The sequence below is a fragment of the Pseudaestuariivita rosea genome (assembly GCF_017592335.1).
GTDB classification, from domain to species: Bacteria; Pseudomonadota; Alphaproteobacteria; order Rhodobacterales; family Rhodobacteraceae; genus Parasulfitobacter; species Parasulfitobacter rosea.
Genome location: NZ_JACNMP010000009.1, coordinates 24748 through 46425, shown reverse-complemented (window position 1 = coordinate 46425; position 21678 = coordinate 24748). Strand labels below are relative to the sequence as shown.

Sequence of the window (21678 nt, the reverse complement as noted above, 5' to 3'; positions counted from 1 at the left end):
ATGCAGGACGGGATCTGGGAAGGCATCTTGAAAACTGCCAGTGATCACGCACCGCAGATCAAAGTGTTATTCCTGGATGATGAGGTTGAAGGCGTTGATGTGGATAAGCATAATGATGGCTGGCGCATTCGTATTCCGATACCACGCCAGGCCATCACCGATGGTATTCAGACAATCTTGATAAAAGACGATATAACAGATCAGCTACTGAACAGTATTTCACTGGTATCTGGCGATCCGCTTGCCGATGATCTGCGCGCCGAGGTCAGCTTGCTGAGGGCAGAACTGGATTTGCTAAAGCGCAGCTTTCGAAAGTATCTGATCAAGTAAATACGAAAATGGGGGCATTATGCCCCCGCTCAACAGATTTTCAAACTACTGCAACAACGACTCAATTGTCGAATTGCTTTCAGCGGGACTTTCGCTGGATGTCACAACGGCATAAAGTTGCATTACCGTGTCACGGTCAAGCTCTGCCACATCAACGTCAAAACCGCGGATGGCTAGACGACTTTGCAGCTGCGCACGTACGTTATTTTCCGGTAGTTCGATCAAAACTCCATTTTCGTCACGAATTGCTGCACTTGGAGCATCTTCCAGAATTTGCTCAATGCGACGCTGTTTGTCCAACGGGCTGTCACCGGTTGTCATCGTCATGTAGATTGCACTGATCTGGTCTTCGGTCAGCATATCCACATTGACTTCTTTGTCATAGGTGTTCAATTCGTTTTCGACTGCGTCTTTCAGCTGATCATTGGTCATTGCAAAAGCGGCAGCGGAAGCTGACAGAACAAATGCTGTTGTTGTCAAAAGGCGTTTCATATCGATCTCCTTCTTACGTTGTTAAGACGCTCTTTGCGTCGTTCGCGATATCAACACGGCGCAGAGTGTCGAAGTTCCAAATAAGATGGCACTTTCTCGATAAAATATCGTAAATATATGTTTTTATTATATATTTTTTTTTCAAAAAATGAATTCGATATATGATTGCAGGTTTGGATAGGCCCAAAATAAAGGGCTGTCGAATAAAACCTTGACTTGATGTTGTCGCCATATCAGAAGGTTGCTCGACATAACCCGCAACCGGGCGTTCCGTGGGCGCCAAACTGACGAGGAGAGCCGTAAGATGGCCCAAATTTCTCTGACCCTTCCCGATGGTAACAAACGTGATTACCCGGCTGGCATAACGCCTGCGGACGTCGCTGCTGATATTTCATCATCACTGGCCAAGAAAGCGATTTCTGCGACTGTCGATGGTGCGCATTGGGACATGCAATGGCCGATCCAGCAAGATGCAGCCATCGCGATCCACACCATGAAAGACGCACCTCAGGCGCTTGAGCTGATCCGCCACGATCTGGCGCACATCATGGCGCGTGCGGTGCAGGAAATCTGGCCGGATGTGAAAGTGACCATCGGGCCCGTCATCGAAAACGGCTGGTATTACGATTTTGACCGGGCCGAGCCATTCACACCCGAAGATCTTGGCCAGATCGAAGCCAAGATGAAAGAAATCATTAATCGCCGCGATACCGTCACGACCGAGGTATGGGCGCGTGACCGCGCGATCAAATTCTATCACGCCAATAACGAACCTTATAAAGTTGAGCTGATTGAGGCCATTCCGGGCAATGAGCCGATCCGCATGTACTGGCATGGCCATTGGCAGGACCTGTGCCGCGGGCCGCACCTGCAGCACACCGGCCAGGTACCCGCCGATGCCTTTAAGCTGATGTCTGTCGCGGGGGCCTATTGGCGCGGCGACAGCAACCGCCCGATGCTGCAACGCATCTATGGTGTGGCCTTCCAAAGCCGCGATGATCTGAAGAAGTATCTGAACTTTCTGGAAGAGGCCGAAAAGCGCGATCACCGTCGTTTAGGTCGGGAAATGAACCTGTTCCATATGCAGGAAGAAGCGCCCGGTCAGGTCTTTTGGCACCCAAATGGCTGGACGATTTATACCGAGCTGCAGGATTACATCCGTCGTCAGCAGCGGCGCCATGGTTATCAGGAAATCAACACACCCGAGGTCGTTGATCGCAAACTATGGGAAGCCTCGGGCCATTGGGACAAATATCAGGAAAACATGTTCATCGTCGAAGTTGACGAAGAACACGCCCGTGAAAAGGCGATCAATGCTCTGAAACCGATGAACTGCCCGTGTCACGTGCAGGTTTTCAATCAGGGTCTGAAAAGCTATCGCGACCTGCCGTTGCGTCTGGCCGAATTTGGCGCCTGCCATCGGTATGAACCGTCGGGCGCCTTACATGGCATTATGCGCGTGCGGGGGTTCAAACAGGATGATGCCCACATCTTTTGTGAAGAAAGTCAGATCGAGGATGAGTGCGAGAATTTCATAAAGATGCTGTCAGAGATCTACAGTGATCTTGGATTTGATAACTATCGCATCAAATTTTCCGATCGTCCCGAAGTTCGGTCAGGATCGGATGAGGTCTGGGACAAGGCGGAAGCCGCACTTGAAACCGCCGTCAGACGCGTCACAAATGATTACGAAGTCAATCCGGGCGAAGGGGCTTTCTATGGTCCGAAGCTGGAATTTGTTTTGACCGATGCAATCGGACGGGACTGGCAATGCGGCACATTTCAGGTCGATTTTGTTCTGCCCGAACGTCTGAACGCCAATTACATCGGTAAAGACGGTGAAAAACACCGGCCCGTTATGCTGCACCGTGCGGTGGTCGGGTCTTTTGAACGTTTTATTGGCATTCTGATCGAAGAACACGCAGGCAAGCTGCCTTTCTGGCTGGCGCCACGGCAGGTTGTCGTCGCGTCGATTGTGTCCGATGCAGATGACTATGTGCATCAGGTCGTGGCCAAGCTGAAGGCCGCAGGCGTGCGTGCGGAAGCGGATGTGCGCAATGAAAAGATCAACTACAAGGTTCGCGAACATTCGGTGGGGAAAGTTCCCGTCATTCTGGCGTGCGGTATGCGAGAGGTCGATGATCACACTGTATCGCTGCGCCGTCTTGGTGAAAAACAGACCAAGACAGTTGCCTTGGATGAAGTTGTCACGTCGCTGGCTGCTGAAACCATACCACCTGATATGGCCGTTTAATCCAAGTATGAAAAATCGTGTGCCACAGACATATAATTGTCTGTGGCGGTGAAACATTTCGGTAAGTGACCATTGCGCCTGGCCAGGATTTGTAACAATTCGGCCATTCTGTCGCAGGTCTGCATCCTTGCCCAAAAGACCAAGGCCACTAAATAAAGAATATTGCGCTAAGCGCTGAAATAATCCTCACGAAAACCTCACACAGACTGACGCACCTGCGACACACGGCGACGTGAGTGGCAAACTGTCACACCGATTGATTAGTCTTCAATCACCGCAACAAGCGGGAATGACAGTAAAACCCGAGAGGAACAACATGTCCAAACACGTTAAAACCCTTGCCGTCGCCGGTGCTGTTGCCGCTGCTTTGACTGCACACTCGACAACAGCCGTAAACGCTCAGGCTCAGGAAAAATGCTTTGGCGTATCGCTGGCTGGCGAAAATGACTGTGCCGCTGGCCCAGGTACATCTTGCGCCGGTACATCGACTGTTGATTACCAAGGCAACGCTTGGACACTGGTTGAAGCTGGCACGTGCTCTGACATCGAACTGCCTGCGATGGCCGACGGTACCGCCCGCGAAGGATCGCTGGAAGCGCTGGATCGCGACCTACCAGCATAAATGGTATCATACCACGTGTCCCCCGCACAGGTTGGGGGACACAGATCAAACTTGCCGAGGTCACGATGCTTGATATCAGCCATTCCTTTGATCGACTGCCCACGCAGCCCGGTGTTGGCTATAAGGCGCAGCATTTTGCGGATATCATGGCGGACGCAGGCCCGGTTGGTTGGCTTGAGATACATGCCGAAAACTACATGGGGGACGGTGGTCGCCCGATTGCGCAGCTAAAGCATCTTGCCCAACGGTTTCCGATTTCGGTTCATGGTGTCGGCTTATCGATTGGCGGTGAAACACCGCTGGATCAGGATCATCTGGCGCGCTTGAAGCATTTGATCGATTGGTTAAACCCTGCCAGCTTTTCCGAACATTTAGCGTGGTCGACCCACGATACGCACTTCCTGAATGATCTGCTGCCCGTGCCCTATAACGACGCTACGCTGAACCGCGTCGTCGATCACATCAATCAAGTTCAGGATGCCCTGGGTCGCAGGATGTTGCTGGAAAACCCATCGACCTATTTGGCTTTCGAAGAAACCACGATGTCCGAGGTCGACTATCTGGCGCAGATTGTGCAGCGCACAGGGTGCGGTTTGCTTTTGGATGTGAACAACGTCTTTGTCTCTGCGACGAACCAGCAGACCGATCCGATCAGCTATATCAATGATTTTCCGGTCGAATATGTCGGCGAAATTCATCTGGGCGGTCATGACGAAGACCACGATGACCACGGCGCACCGCTTTTGATTGACAGTCACGGTCGTGAAGTCGTGGACCCGGTTTGGGCGCTCTATGATCACACTCTGACGCGCACAGGTCCTGTCCCAACGCTGATTGAATGGGACACAGATGTACCTGATTGGCAGCCCCTTGCGTCCGAAGCCGCCCGCGCTGAACGCGCCCTATCCAAAGTGCTTGCGTGATGGGTCAGTCAGACTTCACTCACGCGCTTTTGGACCCTGCGGCCGCTATTCCGAATGGCGTGATCGACCCGCAAGGCTTGCCAACGCCAAAGCGTTTTGCGGTTTATCGCAACAACGTCGCTGTCAGTTTGACCGACGCGTTAGAGGCCGCGTTTCCAGTCATCGTCAAACTGGTCGGACCAGAGTTTTTTCGCGCCATGGTTGGTGTCTATCTGCGGCAATACCCACCGACATCGCCGCTTATGATGTTCTACGGCGATCAGATGCCTGATTTTCTGAAAACTTTTGAGCCTGCGCAGAAGATACCGTATCTGCCGGATATCGCACGATTGGAACAGGCGATGCGCCAATCCTATCACGCCGCCGATGCCCAACCAATTCAGCCCAGCGTTTTGCAGGATATGCCGCCTGACCAACTGATGGGGTCTTACCTGCATCTGGCACCTGCCGTTAGGGTGATATCTTCGCCCTGGCCGATATATGCGATCTGGCAGTTCAATATGGCAGCTGATGCACCCAAGCCCGAAATGCGGGCCGAGGATGTTTTGATAACCCGTCCTGAATACGATCCTTATCTGACGTTGCTGCCACCCGGTGCCACCCTGTTTTTAGAGGCTTCGAAAGACATGTCCTTCGGCGAGGCCTATGAACAGGCCACCAAAATCGTACCTGACTTCGATCTAACCTCAACGCTTGGTGCCTTGATTGCCGGTGGCGCCATCACCGCCATAAGTGAGATCCCAAAATGAACCGCCTTGCCGCACTCTACACTGCTGTCTTTAGCCCGATTGAACGCGCGGGGGATTGGGTGACGCCCACACTGGCCCGTTTTCTGTTCGCGTCCGTCCTGCTGGTCTATTACTGGAATTCAGCGATGACGAAGCTGGGCGACGGTTTTGCAGGCCTGTTTCAGCCTTCGTTTGGGGCCTACACCCAGATTTTCCCAAAAGCGATGGAGGCGGTCAGTTACGATGCCAGTCAGCTTAGCCTGTTTCACAAGCTGGTCGTCATAGCCGGCACCTGGGCCGAGTTTATCTTGCCCGCGCTGATCTTGGTCGGTTTGCTGACGCGCCTTGCGGCACTGGGCATGATCGGATTTGTGATTGTGCAAAGCGTGGTCGATATTACGGGACATGGCGTTGCTGCAGGACTTTGGTTTGATCGACAATCAGCCGATATTATCCTGGATCAACGGGCCTTTTGGGTATTTACCTTGCTTGTTCTTGTGATCCGTGGGGCCGGTCCACTGTCGCTGGATTGGCTGTTCAGCAAAATCACGGGCGGTGGGGTGAATAAAGCAGACCTTCGGCTGGCTTAACTTGTCAATTCTTTCTGAACATCTGGCGCCCAGCCCAGATAAAGCGATCCGTTGTCGATAACGGGCCGCTTCATGACCAAAGGATGTGTCACCAAAAGGTCAACGACATCAAGCTGTTGTGCGGCATCATCCAGTTCGCGCCAGGTTTTCGATTTCTTATTCACAATGGCGTCGCCAAAGGTGTCGTGGAACCGTTTCAACTGATCTTTAGGCACGCCATCTGATCTGACATCGACGAACGAAACGGGCCGATCAGCGGCGGTTAGCGCTTTCAAAGCCTTTTTGCAGGTGTCGCAGGATTTCAACCCATATAGCTTCATTTGATCCCCCGTTTTTATCGGCACTATACTGCCGGTTTTGCGCGCGTCCAGGCAGAGTCGCTTGCATTTCAAGGTCGTTGGTTAATTTTTAACGTGTGACAATGGAATTCCTGATGCCAGCCTCTTCGAGGCAGCCGCAACGATGGAAGACTAGGCTGCACCACCCCGCCGCAATACCGTGGGCGGACCACCTGAGGGAGAAGATGAATGGCGACTGGAACCGTAAAATGGTTCAACACGACAAAGGGTTATGGGTTTATTGCACCTGATGATGGGGGCAAGGATGTATTTGTGCATATTTCGGCTGTTGAGCGCGCTGGCATGACTGGACTGGCGGACAACATGAAGATCGAGTTTGAAATGGTAGAAGGTCGCGATGGGCGACAATCCGCCGGTGAGCTGAAAGCGTTATAAGCAGGCGCTAGTTGTGGTTTTGTACGGCCCGTTCAAGCGGGCCGTTTTTCGTTTTAAGGCTTATTTTGTTAACAACTCTTGCTATAATTGCCGAAATACTACATCTACTGTCGTGTGATAACAGACTATACGTTCCCGCCTTCTTTTCAGCAGCCGGTTACCTCTACAGCCTGCAACACCAAGCCGCCGCATGCTGCGGGCGGTCCAAAAGAAGGAAAACGGAAATGGCCACTGGCACCGTGAAATGGTTCAATACGACAAAAGGCTTCGGCTTTATCGCACCCGAGGGTGGCGGACAGGATGTGTTTGTACATATCTCGGCCGTCGAACGTGCGGGTTTGACTGGGCTGGCTGATAACCAAAAGGTTGAATACGAACTGCAAGAAGGCCGCGATGGCCGCAAATCTGCAGGCGAAATAAAAGTCATATAAGCGCATTATGTACTTGGAAGCAGCCTGTTTTTGGCTGCTTTTTTATCTGTTTTGTTTTTTATCATATTTCGTGACTTTGCTTGTATTTTGGGCACCTATTCTGCAACGATGATGTATCGCGATGCCCCGCTCTTGTTCGAAGTCGGCATGACAGTATGGGTCAGATATGGCAAATCCGCTTAGAATTGTCGTTGTTGAACCGGATGCAGCGCGCGCAAAAGAAATAACAGATGGTCTTCGCGACAGTGGCTGGCCTGACATTCAGGTGATTGGTGAAACCAATGCTTTGGCCCGCAATCTGGCTGATTTGGACCCTGATCTGGTTCTGATCGATCTGGCCAATCCCAGCCGGGACGCCCTGGAAACATTAAGCATTGCATCAGGGGCCAAACAGCGGCCTGTCGCGATGTTTGTCGATCATTCTGACGATGAACTGACCCGGGCCGCGATTGCGGCAGGTCTAAGCGCTTATGTTGTTGATGGTTTGAAAAAAGATCGGATCAAGCCCGTTCTTGAAACAGCGATTGCGCGTTTTCAGATGGTCAGCCAAATGCGGGCTGAACTGGATGCTGCCAAGGCCGCATTGTCTGAACGTAAGACGATCGACCGTGCCAAGGGCCTTTTGATGCAGGCAAGGGGTCTGAGCGAGGATGAAGCCTATGGCCTGCTGCGCAAGACGGCGATGGATCAGGGACGCAAACTGATCGATATTGCCGAAGCGCTTGTCACAGCATCGGATTTGCTGAAATGAGGGCCCATCGGATCAATTGCGGTTATGTTCCGCTGGTTGACAGTGCCCCGCTGATCATCGCACGCGAGTTGAATTTTGCACAGGAAGAGGGCTTGGACCTTCAGCTGTTAAAGCAGCCATCGTGGTCGGCATTGCGCGATCTGTTGGCTTTGGGTCATCTGGACGCGGCTCATATTCTTTCGCCTTTGCCCATTGCAATGTCGCTAGGGCTTGGAGGGCTACCAGCGCAGGTCGATGCTCTGATGGTATTATCCGCCAATGGTAACGTCATCGGGGTTTCAAACACGCTGGCGGATCAGATGCGCGAAAACGGTTGGTCAGGCGATTTTCTGACCCCGTCTGAAACCGGCAAACATCTGATTGCTTCCGCGGGACCAGATTTGCGGATCGGTGTGCCGTTTCCCTTTTCGATGCATTCTGAACTTTTGTATTACTGGCTGGGTCATCTTGGCATCGATGTGGGCAACCAGCTTGACATACGCATCGTGCCGCCCCCTCAGATGGCAGATGCCATTGCCCAGGGTGAAATCGATGTCTTTTGTGTGGGTGAACCCTGGGGATCGATTGCGGTCGAACAAGGTGTCGCTGAATTGATTTTGCCGGGTGCCGCGATCTGGGCTTTTGCACCGGAAAAGGTGCTGGCAGCCCGCCGTGATTGGATCACTACAAACCCAGATCTGACGCGCCGGTTAATGCGTGCCGTTGCGCGTGCGGCGAAATGGCTGGGGGATCATGACAATCGAATGATGGCGGCCGAGGTACTGGCCCGCAGCGAACATCTTGATGTCGCAGATGACATCATTGATCGCGCCTTGGCCGGCCGTTTGATCATGCGCAGGCGCGCTTTTGCTCAGCAGGTTCCGCATTTCCTGCGGTTCCACGGCGGCGCTGCGAATTTCCCCTGGCGCAGTCAGGCCGCCTGGATTGCCAGTAACCTGGCGGGCCGGATGAAACTGGACCGATCCCAGGCGATACAGATTGCAAAAAGCTGTTTTCGGGCGGACTTATACCGCGATTATCTGTCCGAGATTTCTGTCGATATGCCCGGAGCTTCAGAAAAACTCGAGGGCGCATTGGTGCATCCCGAGGCCGTTGCATCTGAGCGGGGTGAGCTGATTCTGGGGCCAGATGCGTTTTTTGACGGCCAGATTTTTGATCCAAATGCGGCTGGCTGACTAATTATTGTGCATCTGCAGCAATTCCAAGGATCAAAGATGCAGTTTCCGGATCTTAGGCTTAGACAGCATCAATAATTGTCTTATGCATGACATAACACAGGGCAAAGGCGTTCTGTAGACTCATCGAAATTGAGTATTCCTGAGCAAAGCCGCTCGACCTGATCACGGTACTCTCCGTGGCCAGATCGTGCGGCTTTATTTTTTTCACCTGACAAGATGGCGAAGAAGGACAAACATATGAAAAAGACCTTAACCCTGACCTTTGCAGCGACAGCGATCTTTGTAACTGCAGCATCTGCCGAGTTTCTGGATGTTGAAAAAGATGAACTGACGTTGGGCTTCATCAAGCTGACCGACATGGCGCCTTTGGCGATAGCCTATGAGAAGGGATATTTCGAAGACGAAGGTTTGTTCGTCACACTTGAACCGCAAGCCAACTGGAAGGTTCTGCTGGACCGTGTGATTGATGGTGAATTAGACGGTGCACATATGCTGGCAGGTCAGCCTTTGGCCGCAACAATCGGATACGGCACCGAGGCGCATATCATCACACCCTTTTCGATGGATCTGAATGGCAATGGCATCACGGTATCCAACGAAGTCTGGGAAATGATGCGCCCTAATATCCCAAGCATGGATGATGGTCGTCCGGTTCACCCCATCAGTGCTTCGGCCCTGAAGCCTGTGGTCGAACAATTCAAAGACGAAGGGCGCCCATTCAATATGGGTATGGTTTTCCCGGTTTCGACCCACAATTATGAGTTGCGCTACTGGCTGGCGGCGGGTGGGCTGGAACCCGGTTATTATTCACCCGAGAATGTCTCGGGCCAGATCGGCGCGGATGTGTTTCTGTCTGTGACACCTCCGCCTCAGATGCCTGCCACGCTGGAGGCCGGAACAATCCACGGCTATTGCGTGGGCGAACCGTGGAACCAGCAAGCTGTGTTCAAGGGCATCGGTGTGCCGGTCATCACGGATTATCAGATCTGGAAAAATAACCCTGAAAAGGTTTTCGGCATATCGGCCGAATTTGCGGAAGAAAACCCAAACACAACATTGGCCCTGACCAAGGCGCTGATCCGGGCGGCGATCTGGCTGGATGAAAATGACAATGCCAACCGCGAAGAGGCGGTCGAGATTCTGGCCCGGTCCGAATATGTGGGTGCTGATGCCGAGGTGATTGCCAATTCGATGACCGGATTTTTCGAGTTTGAAAAAGGCGATAAACGCGACATCCCTGATTTCAATGTGTTTTTCCGCTATAACGCAACTTATCCTTATTATTCCGATGCGGTCTGGTACCTGACCCAGATGCGCCGCTGGGGCCAGATTTCTGAGGCAAAGCCAGACAACTGGTATGATGAGGTCGCCCGCGAGGTCTATAAGCCCGAGATTTACCTGGAAGCTGCCCGTATGCTGGTTGACGAAGGACTGGCGAATGAGGTTGATTTTCCTTGGGATACAGATGGTTACAAGGCGCCAACACCGGCAGCCGATATCATCGACGGTATTCCCTATGACGGTCGTCAGCCCAACGCCTATATCGACAGCCTGCCCATTGGGCTGAAGGGCGAACAAAAAGTCATCGGCAACGAAGTTCAAGGTTAACCCAGGCGACACTGTTCAGGACACGTGGCCAATCAAGAAGTTGGTCGGGTGACTGAACAGGGACCAAGGATCCAAAGGATAAATCCATGACCGCAATCGATCCAGATCAACTGAGCGCCGATCAGACGCGCGAGGCACGACGGGCCAGATTGTTTACCCGCATCAATAAAGCTGACGCCTGGTTTCAGGTTCTTGGTCTAAGCTGGGTAACGCCCGTACTGAAAGCCGCAGCCGGTGATAATCCAAAGGCACAGGTCAAAGAAATCTGGCGGCTGCTTGGTGTGCCAGTTTTGGCAATCATCTGCTTTATCGGGCTTTGGGCCACCCTGGCGCCTCAAGTTCAAACCTCGCTGGGGGCCATACCAGGCCCGGCTCAGGTGTGGGAACAGGTCGGCAACCTTCATGCTGATCATCTGCGCGAACGGGAAAAGGCCGCAGCATTCTATGAACGTCAAGAAGCCCGCAATGCATCCTTGATTGCGGAAGGAAACGAAGACCGTGTCAGATGGCGGGACTACACCGGGAAACCCACCTATTACGATCAGATCTGGACATCGATCAAAACGGTTTTCTTCGGTTTCCTGATCGCATCGATCATCGCCATTCCCTTGGGAATTCTGGCGGGCCTTAGCCCCACTGCAAACGCGGCACTTAACCCGCTGATCCAGATTTTCAAACCCGTCTCGCCACTGGCCTGGTTGCCGATCGTGACGATGGTCGTGTCGGCCCTTTATGTGACCAATGACGGCTGGTTTTCGAAGTCTTTTCTGAACTCGGCTATCACGGTGACGCTGTGTTCGCTGTGGGCCACACTGATCAACACGGCCCTTGGGGTCGCCAGCATCGACAAGGATCTGGTCAACGTCTCAAAAGTGCTGAAAATGAACACCTGGACCAAGATTACCAAACTGGTCCTACCCTCGGCGTTGCCGCTGATCTTCACCGGTCTGCGCTTGTCGCTTGGTGTGGGGTGGATGGTTCTAATTGCGGCTGAAATGCTGGCCCAGAATCCTGGTCTTGGCAAGTTTGTTTGGGACGAATTCCAAAACGGTTCCAGCCAATCGCTGGCGCGGATCATGGTGGCCGTGTTCACAATCGGCATCATCGGTTTTCTGTTGGACCGGCTGATGTACGCGATCCAGTCCATGTTCACCTACAGCGCGACACGGTGATCCCAGATGAGCATTCTGAAATTCACCAATGTAAATAAAGGCTATGGTCAGGGGTTATCCCGCACCGAAGTTTTGAAAGACATCAACCTGGAGGTCGCGGAAAGCGAGTTTGTTGCCATCCTTGGGTTTTCAGGCACGGGCAAAACAACGCTGATCAATCTGATCGCAGGGCTTGAGACCCCAGATCATGGTGCAGTCACATTCAAGGGGCAGGGCATCACCGGCCCTGGTCCTGAACGCGGGTTGGTTTTTCAGTCTTATTCGCTGATGCCTTGGCTGACGGTGAAAGGGAATGTCAGCCTGGCCGTGGACACCGTTTTCCCGAAACTCAGCAAAGCTGAACGGGCCGAAAAAGCGCTGCACTATATCAAGATGGTCGGGCTGGGCCATGCAGTTGACCGGCGCCCGGCCGAACTGTCCGGTGGTATGCGCCAACGCGTTGCGGTGGCCCGTGCCCTGGCGATGAACCCCGAAGTCCTGTTGTTGGATGAACCGCTGTCCGCACTGGATGCCCTGACACGCGCCAATCTGGCCGATGAAATCGAGGCGATCTGGGAGGCCGACAAAAAAACTTGTGTCCTGATCACCAATGATGTGGACGAAGCGATTTTGCTGGCGGATCGGATCATTCCTTTGAACCCTGACGGAACACTGGGCGAGGCGTTCACAGTCAATATCCCGCGCCCCCGTGACCGCACGGAAATGAATCACCACGACGGGTTCAAGCGTTTGCGGGCCGAGGTCACGAATTACCTGATGGATGTCGGCATCGAAGCCAAGGTCGAGGGCACCAAACAACTGCCCGATGTCACACCCATTCATGGCGTTCCGACAGCCGTGGCGCAGGCGCAGGATGGCCTGATCGAACATCGTTTTCTGGATTTCAGCCAACTTCACAAGGTTTATCCGACCCCGAAGGGACCGCTTACGGTGGTTGAGGACTTTGACCTCAAGATCAACAAAGGTGAGTTTATCAGCCTAATCGGTCACTCGGGCTGCGGGAAATCCACCGTGCTGACCATGGCCGCCGGTCTGAATGAGATCAGCAAAGGCGCGATCAAACTGGATGGTCGCCATGTGGAAGGCGCCGATCCGGAACGCGCTGTGGTCTTCCAGTCGCCTAACCTTTTCCCGTGGCTGACGGCCAAGGAAAACGTGGCGATTGGTGTTGATAAGGTTTATCCGCGCGCCTCGCAGGCGGAGCGGCAGGATGTTGTCGAATACTATCTGGAACGGGTCGGTCTGGTCGACAGCATGGATAAAGATGCCGCTAGCCTGTCGAATGGCATGAAGCAGCGTGTCGGCATCGCGCGGGCCTTTGCCCTTTCGCCGAAACTGCTTCTGCTGGATGAACCCTTTGGGATGCTGGACAGTCTGACCCGATGGGAACTGCAGGAAGTGCTGATGGAGGTCTGGTCGCGAACCAAGGTCACCACCATCTGCGTGACCCATGATGTCGACGAGGCCATTCTGCTGGCGGATCGTGTTGTCATGATGACGAACGGTCCGCGCGCGACCATCGGAAAGATCACGAATGTCGATCTGCCGCGTCCGCGGACCCGGAAAGCATTGCTGGAACACCCTGACTACTATGCCTACCGGCAAGAGGTTCTTGATTTCCTTGAAGAATACGAACACGGGGCCAAACCCACGCCCAAGCCAAAACCCAAAGCAATCGCGGCGGAGTAGGAACCAATGACACCCGAACAAATCAAACTTGTGCAGGATAGCTTTGGCAAAGTCGTACCCATCCGCGACGAGGCCGCTGCGCTGTTCTATCAGCGACTGTTTGAAATCGCACCCGAAGTACGGCCGCTTTTCAAAGGCGACATGACACAACAGGGCGCCAAACTGATGGCAATGCTGGGTGCGGTCGTGAACGGTCTGAATGATGTTGAAAAGATCGTACCGGTGGCCCGGGATCTGGCAGTCCGCCACATCGCTTATGGGGTCGAGGCCGGGCATTATCAGTCTGTTGGCCAAGCGCTGCTTGAGACCCTGGAAAAGGGTCTTGGTGCCGAATTCACCAATGATGTCAAAGACAGCTGGCTGGCAGCATATCAGACGCTTTCGGGCGTTATGATCGCCGCAGCCTATCCCACCGAGGTATCATCATGAAAGAAAAACTTGTTGTCATAGGGGCGGGCATGGCTTCTGGGCGGATGCTTGAGGAACTGTTCAAGCTGTCACCTGATGCCTATGATGTGACCCTTTTCGGGGCTGAGCCGCGCGGAAATTACAACAGGATCATGCTTTCGCCGGTTCTGTCCGGTGAAAAAACATATGATGAAATCGTCACTCATGATGCTGAATGGTATGCGACGCACAACGTGACCTGCCGTTTTGGCGAAGCCGTCACCGGCATTGATCGTGCCAGAAAGGTGGTTGTAACCGCTGCCGGTGAAACCCCCTATGACAAGCTGGTGATTGCGACAGGGTCGGCGCCCTTCATCATTCCGGTCGAGGGTAAGGATTTGCCCGGCGTGATCACCTATCGTGATCTGGATGACACCAACGCGATGATCACAGCTGCCGAAAAAGGTGGCAAGGCCGTGGTCATTGGTGGCGGCCTGCTTGGGCTTGAAGCTGCGGCAGGACTGAAAGAGCGGGGCATGCATGTCACCGTCTTGCATCTGATGGGCCATGTTATGGAACGCCAGTTGGATGAAAGCGCGGGCTTCTTGTTGCGCCGTGATCTGGAAAAGCGCGGCATCAAGGTGATGTGCCGCGCCTCGACCGCTGCCATTCTGGGCAAGGACCGGGTTGAGGGCGTTCTGCTGGAAGACAACATCGGGGTTGAGGCCGATCTGGTCGTCATGGCGGTGGGTATCCGACCCGAAACACGGCTGGCCAATAACGCCGGGCTGGAGGTTGCGCGGGGGATTGAAGTGAATGCCCAGATGCAAACCAGCGATCCTGATATCTTTGCCGTGGGCGAATGCGTTGAATTCGATGGGCATCTCTTTGGTCTTGTTGCGCCGTTATATGATCAGGCCAAGGTGCTGGCGCAGACGCTTGTCGGGTCACCTGCCGCCTTTGTGGTCAAAGAGCTTTCGACAAAGTTGAAGGTCACAGGGTGCGACTTGTTCAGTGCAGGGGATTTTGCAGACGCGGATGGGCGCGAAGATATCGTGTTCCGCGACCCGGCCCGTGGCGTTTACAAACGTCTGGTGTTGCAAGACGACCAGATTGTCGGTGCTGTCATGTATGGCGATACAGCCGACAGCAACTGGTTCTTTGGTCTGATCCGCGATGGTGAAGATATCAGCGAAATGCGCGACACCCTGATATTCGGGCCGTCGTTTCAAGGGGGATCTCCCCAGGACCCTATGGCGGCCGTTGCAGCCTTACCGCCTGACGCAGAAATCTGCGGCTGCAACGGCATTTGCAAAGGCGAAATTGTCGAGGCCATTGAAAACGGTGCGACCGATCTGAGCGCTGTGCGCGCGGTGACCAAGGCCAGCGGGTCCTGTGGCACCTGCACAGGTCTGGTGGAACAGGTACTGGCCGTGACTCTGGGTGACGACTTTGTCATTCCTGCGGCCCAGCCCATGTGCGGCTGTACCGATATGACGCACGAAGACGTGCGTCGTCTGATCAAATCTCAGGAACTGAAATCCATGCCAGCGGTCTGGCAGGAACTGGGCTGGAAAACATCCTGCGGCTGCCACGTCTGCCGTCCTGCGTTGAACTTCTATCTGTTGGCTGACTGGCCGCTGGACTATCAGGACGATCCGCAAAGCCGTTTCGTAAACGAACGCAAGCATGCAAATATTCAAAAGGATGGGACGTTCAGCGTCGTGCCCCGAATGTGGGGTGGTATTACAAACCCCGATGAATTGCGCGCTATTGCGGACGCTGCTGAGAAATACAACGTTCCGACCGTCAAGGTCACCGGTGGTCAGCGGATCGATCTGCTTGGCGTCAAAGGCGAGGACCTGCCCTATATCTGGGCCGATCTGAACAAGGCTGGGCTGGTTTCGGGGCATGCGTACTCAAAAGGGCTGCGTACGGTGAAAACCTGTGTGGGCACGGATCATTGCCGCTTTGGTACGCAGGATTCGACCGGCCTGGGCATCAAGCTGGAAAAGGTGCTGTGGGGGTCGTGGACGCCGCACAAGCTGAAACTGGCCGTCAGCGGCTGCCCCCGCAACTGCGCCGAGGCGACTTGTAAGGACATCGGCGTTGTCTGTGTGGACAGCGGGTATCAGATCGGTATCGGCGGGGCCGCCGGCATGGATGTGAAAGAAACCGAACTGTTGTGCCAGGTCGACACCGAAGAGGAAGCGATCGAGGTCGTCATGGCCGTCACCCAGGCTTATCGCGAGGGCGGCAAATATCTGGACCGGATTTACAAATGGATGGCCAAGGTCGGGTTGGACTGGATCAGGGCAACTGTCGTCGACGACCTGGACAGCCGCCGTGCACTGGTCGAGCGGTTTGAGCTATCACAGTCGATCTATCGCAAGGATCCCTGGGCTGAACATGCGCGCGACAAGGCCGAAATCTATGCGCCGCTGGCCAATCTGACGTTGGAGGCTGCAGAATGAGCTGGATTGATATCGGTGCCCTGGACGACATCCCTGCACGCGGTGCACGTGTTGTTAAAACGGTCCACGGGTGTGTGGCCGTGTTCCGCACCGGCGCGGATGAGGTTTTTGCCCTTGAAAATGCCTGTCCGCATAAGGCGGGTCCGCTGGCCGAAGGTATCGTGCACGGCAAGGCCGTGACCTGCCCTCTGCACAATTGGGTGATTTCGCTGGAAACGGGCTTGGCTCAGGATGCGGACGAAGGTCAGGTCAGCACTTATCCCGCCAAGGTCGAGGGCGGTCGCATCCTGCTGGATGCACATCGGCTGAAAGCCCGGACTGCAGCATGACTGTGTGCACCACATGCCCCTATTGCGGGGTAGGATGTGGCGTTCTGGCTGGTCCTGATGGTTCTATAAAAGGCGATCCGGACCACCCCGCAAATCTTGGAAGGCTATGTTCAAAGGGGTCGGCGCTCGGCGAGACCCTCGGACCCGAGGGTCGTCTTCTCACGCCGCAGATCGGCGGGCAAAAGGCAAGCTGGAACACCGCACTAGATCTGGTTGCAGACAAGTTCACCCAGGCCATTCAGGACTATGGGCCAGACAGTGTCGCCTTTTATGTGTCCGGCCAATTGCTGACCGAAGACTACTATGTCGCCAACAAGCTGATGAAGGGTTACATCGGCTCGGCCAATATCGATACAAATTCGCGGCTTTGCATGGCCTCGTCCGTGGCGGGGCACAAGCGGGCTTTTGGCAGCGATACTGTGCCCGGCTGTTATGAGGACCTGGAACTGGCTGATCTGGTCGTTCTGGTGGGTTCAAATCTGGCCTGGTGTCACCCGGTGCTGTATCAGCGCATTGCTGCGGCCAAGACTGCGCGACCACAGATGAAGGTCATCAATATCGACCCGCGTGTCACGGCAACATCCGATCTGGCTGATCTGCATTTGCAGATACGCCCCGATGGCGATGCCGCTTTGTTCAACGGATTGCTTGCGCAACTTGCCGCTGAGGATCGGTTGGATCGCCGCTATATCCTGGATCATGTTGATGGTTTTGAGGATGCTCTGCAGGCTGCGAAAGTATCTGATCCGCTTGAAAGCGGGTTAAGCCCCGACGAACTGGACGACTTTTATCGTCTGTGGATCGACACACCCAATGTTGTGACCGTCTATTCCCAGGGCGTCAATCAATCCTGTTGCGGCACCGACAAGGTCAACGCGATTATAAACTGTCATCTGGCCACCGGGCGGATTGGTTTGCCCGGATGTGGGCCGTTTTCTGTTACAGGCCAGCCCAACGCGATGGGTGGGCGGGAAGTCGGCGGCCTGGCGAATATGCTGGCCTGCCATCTGGATATCGAAAACAAGTCCCACCGTCAGGCTGTGCAAAAAGCCTGGAACAGCCCCACCATCTGTAAAACGCCGGGCCTGAAGGCCGTTGACCTGTTTCAGGCATGCGCGTCAGGTCAGATCAAGGCGCTATGGATCATGTCAACCAACCCCGCCGTCAGTATGCCGGACGCTGATGCTGTGACCAAAGCAATCAAGACTGTCCCTTTTGTTGTGGTCAGCGATATTCTTGAAAAAACAGATACGACCGAACATGCAGATATTCTGTTGCCCGCTGCGGGGTGGGGCGAGAAATCCGGTACCGTCACTAATTCAGAGCGACGTATATCGCGTCAGAGACAATTTACGAAAACGCCGGGTCAAGCGCGGCCAGACTGGCGCATAATCTGTGATGTTGCCGCACGCATGGGATGGGCCGAGGCCTTTGATTATTCCTCAGAAGCTTATGTTTTTCGGGAGTACGCAACGCTGTCTTCGGTTGCCGCAAAGTTAGGCAGCGATTTCGACATAAGTGGACTGATGCAGATCAGCGATGCGACCTATCATGAACTGATGCCGGTTCAGTGGCCCGTGCCAGAAGGGCAGATTTCCGGTGGACGCTTTTTTAGTAAAGGGAATTTTCATACCGCAAACGGTCGCGCGCGAATGTTGCCCATCACACCACCACGGCATAATCACTCTGATGAATACCCGTTCCGTCTGAATTCCGGTCGGATCCGTGACCAATGGCATACGATGACCCGTACGGGTCGCAGCGCACGTCTAAGCCAGCACATGGCCGAGCCATATGTCGAAATCCACCCGCAGGACGCCTTTGCGATCGGCCTGCGTCATGCTGATCTGGCGCGTCTGGTATCCGCTGCAGGACGGGCGATTTGCCGCGTTTTGATATCGGACCGGGTTCAACGCGGTCAGGTTTTTGTTCCGATGCATTGGACTAACAGCTTTGCGCCTGCGGGGCGGTCAAACCCGATGGTCATGGCGCAGACCGATCCAGTCTCGGGTCAGCCGGCACTTAAGGGAAGCAATGTTCGGATCGAACGTTTTGAAGCGGGATGGTATGGGTTTGTGGTCAGCGCGGATCATGTGCAGCCTGCGCGACCTTATGCGGCCGTTGGGCGAACGGAAACCGGCTGGCAGGCGGAGGTGGCAGGCGTGAAGGTGCCACGGGACTGGGTCGCCGAGGCAAGGTCGCTGACTGGTATTTACAGCGGTCAGGCGAGTGTTTTGAGTGACGTCAATCGCGGGACGGCTCGTGTCGCTTTGCATCAGGATGACCAGATTGTTGCGCTGATGTTTGCGGCGCGGACGCCTGTCAGTGTTTCCCGTCGTTATGTCACAGGGCTGATTGGTACGAAAACACCGGCTCAAGTTGCGCTGGCGGGTCGACCCGTTGGTGAGTTTGCAGACCCGGGCGCCATTGTCTGTTCTTGTTTCAATGTGGGCATCAACACCCTGCGCACCCAGATTGCGGGGGGCGTCATGACCGTTGAGGCTTTGGGCGCAAATACATGCGCGGGCACGAACTGTGGGTCTTGCAGGCCAGAGCTGGCCGCTTTGATCGCCAGTTCACAGCCAAAGGTAGCCGCGGAATGAGTTTGGCGCCGTATGTTCGTATTATGGGTCGCGGGCCAGGCCGGACCCGGTCCTTGACCCGGGACGAAGCGCGCCATGCTATGCAGATCATCTTGGATGGCAAGGCCGCGCCAGAGGCCTTGGGCGCACTGCTGATGCTGATGCGCTATCGCGGTGAAACTGCGGATGAAATTGCGGGCTTTGTCGACGCGCTCTCGTCTGATCTGGTACCCTGGACAATGCTGCGTCCGGCGCTGGACTGGCCAAGCTATGCTGCGGGCCGATCGCGGGGCGCCCCATATTTTTTGCTGTCCGCCAAACTAATCGCTCAGGCTGGATACAGCGTTCTGGTTCATGGTTGGAATAGTCACCAAAACGCCCTTGCATCGGTCAGTGATACAGTGCGCGCCCTTGGGATTGTAACGGCGACGACTGCTGCGGATGCCAATCAGGCGTTGGTGAAGGACGGGTTGGTTTATGTAACCTTGCCAGACATATCGCAGCCTGCGTTCGATCTCTTGCTGCTACGCGATGTTCTTGGGCTGCGGTCTTGTATCAACACAGTGTTGCGCATGCTGAATCCGTCGGGTGCGACGGCATCGGTGCAAGGCGTGTTTCATCCATCTTACCGTGATCTGCAGTCTGATGCGGGTCGATTGCTGGGCCGCGACAAGATCACTGTTATCAAGGGCGGCGGCGGTGAATTCGAACGTCATCCGGGTAAAGACATTGCGGTCCATGGTCTGATGCGGGGTCAGCCTTTGAACGACGTTGCCCCGGCGCTGATGAATACTGCACGCCGTCTGCACGAACCGGACGCACCGCTGCCAGCCCCGACTGATGTCTGGAACGGCACAGACACAAATACATTTGCCGAGGCGATTGTCTGCGGCACGGCCGGACTGGCGTTTTACACCCTGGGTGCCGCCAAAACGATTGCCGAAGCTGACAGTATGGCCCGAACATTTTGGCAAAGACGCCACCATGCAGATGCCGCCTGAAGGAGAAACGCGATGAAGACCTTTCCCATGTTTTTACGAATGACAGGCCGTCGTATTGTGATTGTTGGCGGTGGTGAACAGGCTGCACAGAAATGCCGCCTGGCGCTAAAGACCGAAGCACAGATAACTGTGGTGGCGACCGGTTTGGATGACGAACTGCAGGCTTTGGCAAATGCGGGCCGTATTTTGCATGATGACAAACCCATCACTAAAGAAATCTTTGTAGGGGCCGCGCTGGTTTTTATCGGATCTGGCTGCCCCGGCGCTGATGCCGCCCATGCCGATCTGGCCAAGGCGGGAGGTGCCTTGGTCAACGTCGTCGATCAGCCCGATCTTTGTGATGCGATCACGCCATCGATCGTGGATCGCGACCCGGTTGTCGTTGCGATCGGAACCGAAGGGACGGCGCCTGTTCTAGCGCGTCAGATCAAGACCCGCGTCGAACAGATGCTTGAGCCGCGTCTTGGCGATTTGGCGGCCCTTGCAGGGCGGCTGCGTGATAGCGCGGCGGCACGTCTGGGCTCCCGCGATCGCCGCGATCTTTGGCGGTGGGTTTTTAGCGGCGCACCGCGTATCGTCCATGCCCGTGGTTCTGAACGGCAGGCAGCCGATATGGTCAAAATTGCAATCACCACCGGAAAATTCGGTGACGAAAACTTGCCACAGGTTTCACTGGTCGGGGCAGGGGCTGGCAGCGCTGATCTGATCACCCTGCGTGGCGTTAATCGTTTGCAGGAAGCCGATATCATCTTTTACGACCGACTGATTGATCCCGGCATCCTAGAGCTGGTGCGACGTGATGCAGAACGTGTTTATGTCGGTAAAGCGCCCGGTGATCGCAGTTGGCCGCAGGATCGGATAAATGGCGTCATCGTTGCGGCGGCCAAGCAAGGCAAGCGGGTTGTCCGGCTAAAGTGCGGCGACCCTGGTGTATTTGCCCGCGGCGCTGAGGAGGCTGACGCTTTGACCGCAGCCGGTATTGACTATGAAATTGTACCTGGTGTCACGGCGGCCAGTGTTGCAGCCGCGACATCAGGTGATTTTCTGACCGAACGGGGGCAGACCGATACACTAATCCTGACCACAGCGTCTTGTCGAGCGGGCGATGATCTGCCAAATTTGACTCAAAACCTTTTGCCTGGCACGCGCACGGCGATTTATATGGGACTTGCTGCGGCCCCGCGGATTGAGGCCGCCCTTCTGGCCACGGGATTTTCGCACGAGATCAGTATCGATGTGGTCAGTGATGCCGGAACGCAAGACGAAAAACGCATTGCGTGCAGCCCGCGTAGTTTGACCAAGTCCATATCCGAAAATGGCCTTAGAAACCCTGCGATTATCTTTCTGAAGCGCCCTAAAAAGGTTAAAGAGGCCACACACCCCAGATTGGTAGTCGCCTGACA

General features: G+C 54.7%; 21 protein-coding genes. 19 read left to right on the top strand and 2 right to left on the bottom strand.

The window, feature by feature from the left end; all coding sequences use genetic code 11:
• Complete coding sequence (locus tag H7848_RS08230; RefSeq protein ID WP_237072655.1) at positions 1-330, top strand: hypothetical protein; 330 nt, start codon at positions 1-3, stop codon at positions 328-330.
• A gap of 45 nt (positions 331-375) precedes the next feature.
• Here H7848_RS08230 and H7848_RS08225 read toward each other — a convergent pair whose 3' ends face one another.
• Positions 376-822 (bottom strand): hypothetical protein, encoded by a 447-nt coding sequence (locus tag H7848_RS08225; RefSeq protein WP_208349952.1) that lies wholly within the window; start codon positions 820-822, stop codon positions 376-378.
• A gap of 304 nt (positions 823-1126) precedes the next feature.
• On the opposite strand from H7848_RS08225, the gene thrS reads away from it, so the two are divergent.
• The 5 genes from thrS (at position 1127) to H7848_RS08200 (ending at position 5939) form a co-directional block, all read left to right on the top strand.
• Positions 1127-3076 carry a threonine--tRNA ligase gene (thrS, locus tag H7848_RS08220; RefSeq protein WP_208349951.1) on the top strand — a complete coding sequence of 650 codons (1950 nt, stop codon included), beginning with the start codon at positions 1127-1129 and terminating at the stop codon, positions 3074-3076.
• 316 nt (positions 3077-3392) lie between these two features.
• Positions 3393-3698 carry a BufA1 family periplasmic bufferin-type metallophore gene (locus tag H7848_RS08215; RefSeq protein ID WP_208349949.1) on the top strand — a complete coding sequence of 102 codons (306 nt, stop codon included), beginning with the start codon at positions 3393-3395 and terminating at the stop codon, positions 3696-3698.
• 65 nt (positions 3699-3763) lie between these two features.
• Positions 3764-4621: an MNIO family bufferin maturase gene (bufB, locus tag H7848_RS08210; RefSeq protein ID WP_208349947.1), complete on the top strand. Its 858-nt coding sequence runs from the start codon at positions 3764-3766 to the stop codon at positions 4619-4621.
• Positions 4621-5370 (top strand): HvfC/BufC N-terminal domain-containing protein, encoded by a 750-nt coding sequence (locus tag H7848_RS08205; protein WP_208349945.1) that lies wholly within the window; start codon positions 4621-4623, stop codon positions 5368-5370. The genes bufB and H7848_RS08205 overlap by 1 nt, the downstream gene beginning before the upstream one ends.
• On the top strand, positions 5367-5939 hold the full coding sequence (locus tag H7848_RS08200) for a DoxX family protein (protein ID WP_208349941.1): 573 nt from the start codon (positions 5367-5369) through the stop codon (positions 5937-5939). The genes H7848_RS08205 and H7848_RS08200 overlap by 4 nt, the downstream gene beginning before the upstream one ends.
• Here the strand turns inward: H7848_RS08200 and H7848_RS08195 are convergent.
• Positions 5936-6259 (bottom strand): arsenate reductase family protein, encoded by a 324-nt coding sequence (locus H7848_RS08195; protein ID WP_208349939.1) that lies wholly within the window; start codon positions 6257-6259, stop codon positions 5936-5938. The genes H7848_RS08200 and H7848_RS08195 overlap by 4 nt on opposite strands.
• A gap of 207 nt (positions 6260-6466) precedes the next feature.
• On the opposite strand from H7848_RS08195, the gene H7848_RS08190 reads away from it, so the two are divergent.
• The 13 genes from H7848_RS08190 (at position 6467) to cysG (ending at position 21676) form a co-directional block, all read left to right on the top strand.
• Positions 6467-6673, top strand: a complete 207-nt coding sequence (locus H7848_RS08190; RefSeq protein WP_208349936.1) for a cold-shock protein — start codon at positions 6467-6469, stop codon at positions 6671-6673.
• Positions 6674-6897: 224 nt separating this feature from the next.
• Positions 6898-7104, top strand: a complete 207-nt coding sequence (locus tag H7848_RS08185) for a cold-shock protein (protein ID WP_208349933.1) — start codon at positions 6898-6900, stop codon at positions 7102-7104.
• A gap of 166 nt (positions 7105-7270) precedes the next feature.
• Positions 7271-7855 (top strand): ANTAR domain-containing response regulator, encoded by a 585-nt coding sequence (locus H7848_RS08180; protein ID WP_208349930.1) that lies wholly within the window; start codon positions 7271-7273, stop codon positions 7853-7855.
• Positions 7852-9030: a CmpA/NrtA family ABC transporter substrate-binding protein gene (locus H7848_RS08175; protein WP_208349929.1), complete on the top strand. Its 1179-nt coding sequence runs from the start codon at positions 7852-7854 to the stop codon at positions 9028-9030. The genes H7848_RS08180 and H7848_RS08175 overlap by 4 nt, the downstream gene beginning before the upstream one ends.
• A 240-nt stretch (positions 9031-9270) precedes the next feature.
• Positions 9271-10641, top strand: a complete 1371-nt coding sequence (locus H7848_RS08170) for a CmpA/NrtA family ABC transporter substrate-binding protein (RefSeq protein WP_208349928.1) — start codon at positions 9271-9273, stop codon at positions 10639-10641.
• Positions 10642-10727: 86 nt separating this feature from the next.
• Positions 10728-11813, top strand: a complete 1086-nt coding sequence (locus H7848_RS08165; protein WP_208349927.1) for an ABC transporter permease — start codon at positions 10728-10730, stop codon at positions 11811-11813.
• A 6-nt stretch (positions 11814-11819) separates the two neighbouring features.
• The gene (locus H7848_RS08160; protein WP_208349926.1) at positions 11820-13502 is read left to right on the top strand and encodes an ABC transporter ATP-binding protein; all 1683 of its coding nucleotides are present in this window, start codon (positions 11820-11822) and stop codon (positions 13500-13502) included.
• Positions 13503-13508: 6 nt separating this feature from the next.
• Positions 13509-13931: a globin family protein gene (locus tag H7848_RS08155; RefSeq protein ID WP_208349925.1), complete on the top strand. Its 423-nt coding sequence runs from the start codon at positions 13509-13511 to the stop codon at positions 13929-13931.
• Entirely contained in the window at positions 13928-16363 is a 2436-nt protein-coding gene (nirB, locus tag H7848_RS08150; RefSeq protein ID WP_208349923.1) for a nitrite reductase large subunit NirB, read from the top strand. The genes H7848_RS08155 and nirB overlap by 4 nt, the downstream gene beginning before the upstream one ends.
• The gene (gene nirD / locus H7848_RS08145) at positions 16360-16692 is read left to right on the top strand and encodes a nitrite reductase small subunit NirD (RefSeq protein ID WP_208349920.1); all 333 of its coding nucleotides are present in this window, start codon (positions 16360-16362) and stop codon (positions 16690-16692) included. The genes nirB and nirD overlap by 4 nt, the downstream gene beginning before the upstream one ends.
• Positions 16689-19295 carry a nitrate reductase gene (locus H7848_RS08140; protein ID WP_208349918.1) on the top strand — a complete coding sequence of 869 codons (2607 nt, stop codon included), beginning with the start codon at positions 16689-16691 and terminating at the stop codon, positions 19293-19295. The genes nirD and H7848_RS08140 overlap by 4 nt, the downstream gene beginning before the upstream one ends.
• On the top strand, positions 19292-20275 hold the full coding sequence (locus H7848_RS08135) for a glycosyl transferase family protein (protein WP_208349915.1): 984 nt from the start codon (positions 19292-19294) through the stop codon (positions 20273-20275). Before H7848_RS08140 ends, H7848_RS08135 begins: the two co-directional genes overlap by 4 nt.
• Before the next feature lie 12 nt (positions 20276-20287).
• Positions 20288-21676, top strand: coding sequence for a siroheme synthase CysG (gene cysG, locus H7848_RS08130; protein WP_208349914.1), 1389 nt, complete (start codon positions 20288-20290; stop codon positions 21674-21676).
• Positions 21677-21678: the final 2 nt, after the last annotated feature.

Bases quoted from the DNA above. Each gene is read 5' to 3' on its own strand.
- H7848_RS08230 (WP_237072655.1), top strand. From the start codon at position 1: ATGCAGGACGGGATCTGGGAAGGCATCTTGAAAACTGCCAGTGATCAC.
- H7848_RS08225 (WP_208349952.1), bottom strand. From the start codon at position 822: ATGAAACGCCTTTTGACAACAACAGCATTTGTTCTGTCAGCTTCCGCT.
- thrS (WP_208349951.1), top strand. From the start codon at position 1,127: ATGGCCCAAATTTCTCTGACCCTTCCCGATGGTAACAAACGTGATTAC.
- H7848_RS08215 (WP_208349949.1), top strand. From the start codon at position 3,393: ATGTCCAAACACGTTAAAACCCTTGCCGTCGCCGGTGCTGTTGCCGCT.
- bufB (WP_208349947.1), top strand. From the start codon at position 3,764: ATGCTTGATATCAGCCATTCCTTTGATCGACTGCCCACGCAGCCCGGT.
- H7848_RS08205 (WP_208349945.1), top strand. From the start codon at position 4,621: ATGGGTCAGTCAGACTTCACTCACGCGCTTTTGGACCCTGCGGCCGCT.
- H7848_RS08200 (WP_208349941.1), top strand. From the start codon at position 5,367: ATGAACCGCCTTGCCGCACTCTACACTGCTGTCTTTAGCCCGATTGAA.
- H7848_RS08195 (WP_208349939.1), bottom strand. From the start codon at position 6,259: ATGAAGCTATATGGGTTGAAATCCTGCGACACCTGCAAAAAGGCTTTG.
- H7848_RS08190 (WP_208349936.1), top strand. From the start codon at position 6,467: ATGGCGACTGGAACCGTAAAATGGTTCAACACGACAAAGGGTTATGGG.
- H7848_RS08185 (WP_208349933.1), top strand. From the start codon at position 6,898: ATGGCCACTGGCACCGTGAAATGGTTCAATACGACAAAAGGCTTCGGC.
- H7848_RS08180 (WP_208349930.1), top strand. From the start codon at position 7,271: ATGGCAAATCCGCTTAGAATTGTCGTTGTTGAACCGGATGCAGCGCGC.
- H7848_RS08175 (WP_208349929.1), top strand. From the start codon at position 7,852: ATGAGGGCCCATCGGATCAATTGCGGTTATGTTCCGCTGGTTGACAGT.
- H7848_RS08170 (WP_208349928.1), top strand. From the start codon at position 9,271: ATGAAAAAGACCTTAACCCTGACCTTTGCAGCGACAGCGATCTTTGTA.
- H7848_RS08165 (WP_208349927.1), top strand. From the start codon at position 10,728: ATGACCGCAATCGATCCAGATCAACTGAGCGCCGATCAGACGCGCGAG.
- H7848_RS08160 (WP_208349926.1), top strand. From the start codon at position 11,820: ATGAGCATTCTGAAATTCACCAATGTAAATAAAGGCTATGGTCAGGGG.
- H7848_RS08155 (WP_208349925.1), top strand. From the start codon at position 13,509: ATGACACCCGAACAAATCAAACTTGTGCAGGATAGCTTTGGCAAAGTC.
- nirB (WP_208349923.1), top strand. From the start codon at position 13,928: ATGAAAGAAAAACTTGTTGTCATAGGGGCGGGCATGGCTTCTGGGCGG.
- nirD (WP_208349920.1), top strand. From the start codon at position 16,360: ATGAGCTGGATTGATATCGGTGCCCTGGACGACATCCCTGCACGCGGT.
- H7848_RS08140 (WP_208349918.1), top strand. From the start codon at position 16,689: ATGACTGTGTGCACCACATGCCCCTATTGCGGGGTAGGATGTGGCGTT.
- H7848_RS08135 (WP_208349915.1), top strand. From the start codon at position 19,292: ATGAGTTTGGCGCCGTATGTTCGTATTATGGGTCGCGGGCCAGGCCGG.
- cysG (WP_208349914.1), top strand. From the start codon at position 20,288: ATGAAGACCTTTCCCATGTTTTTACGAATGACAGGCCGTCGTATTGTG.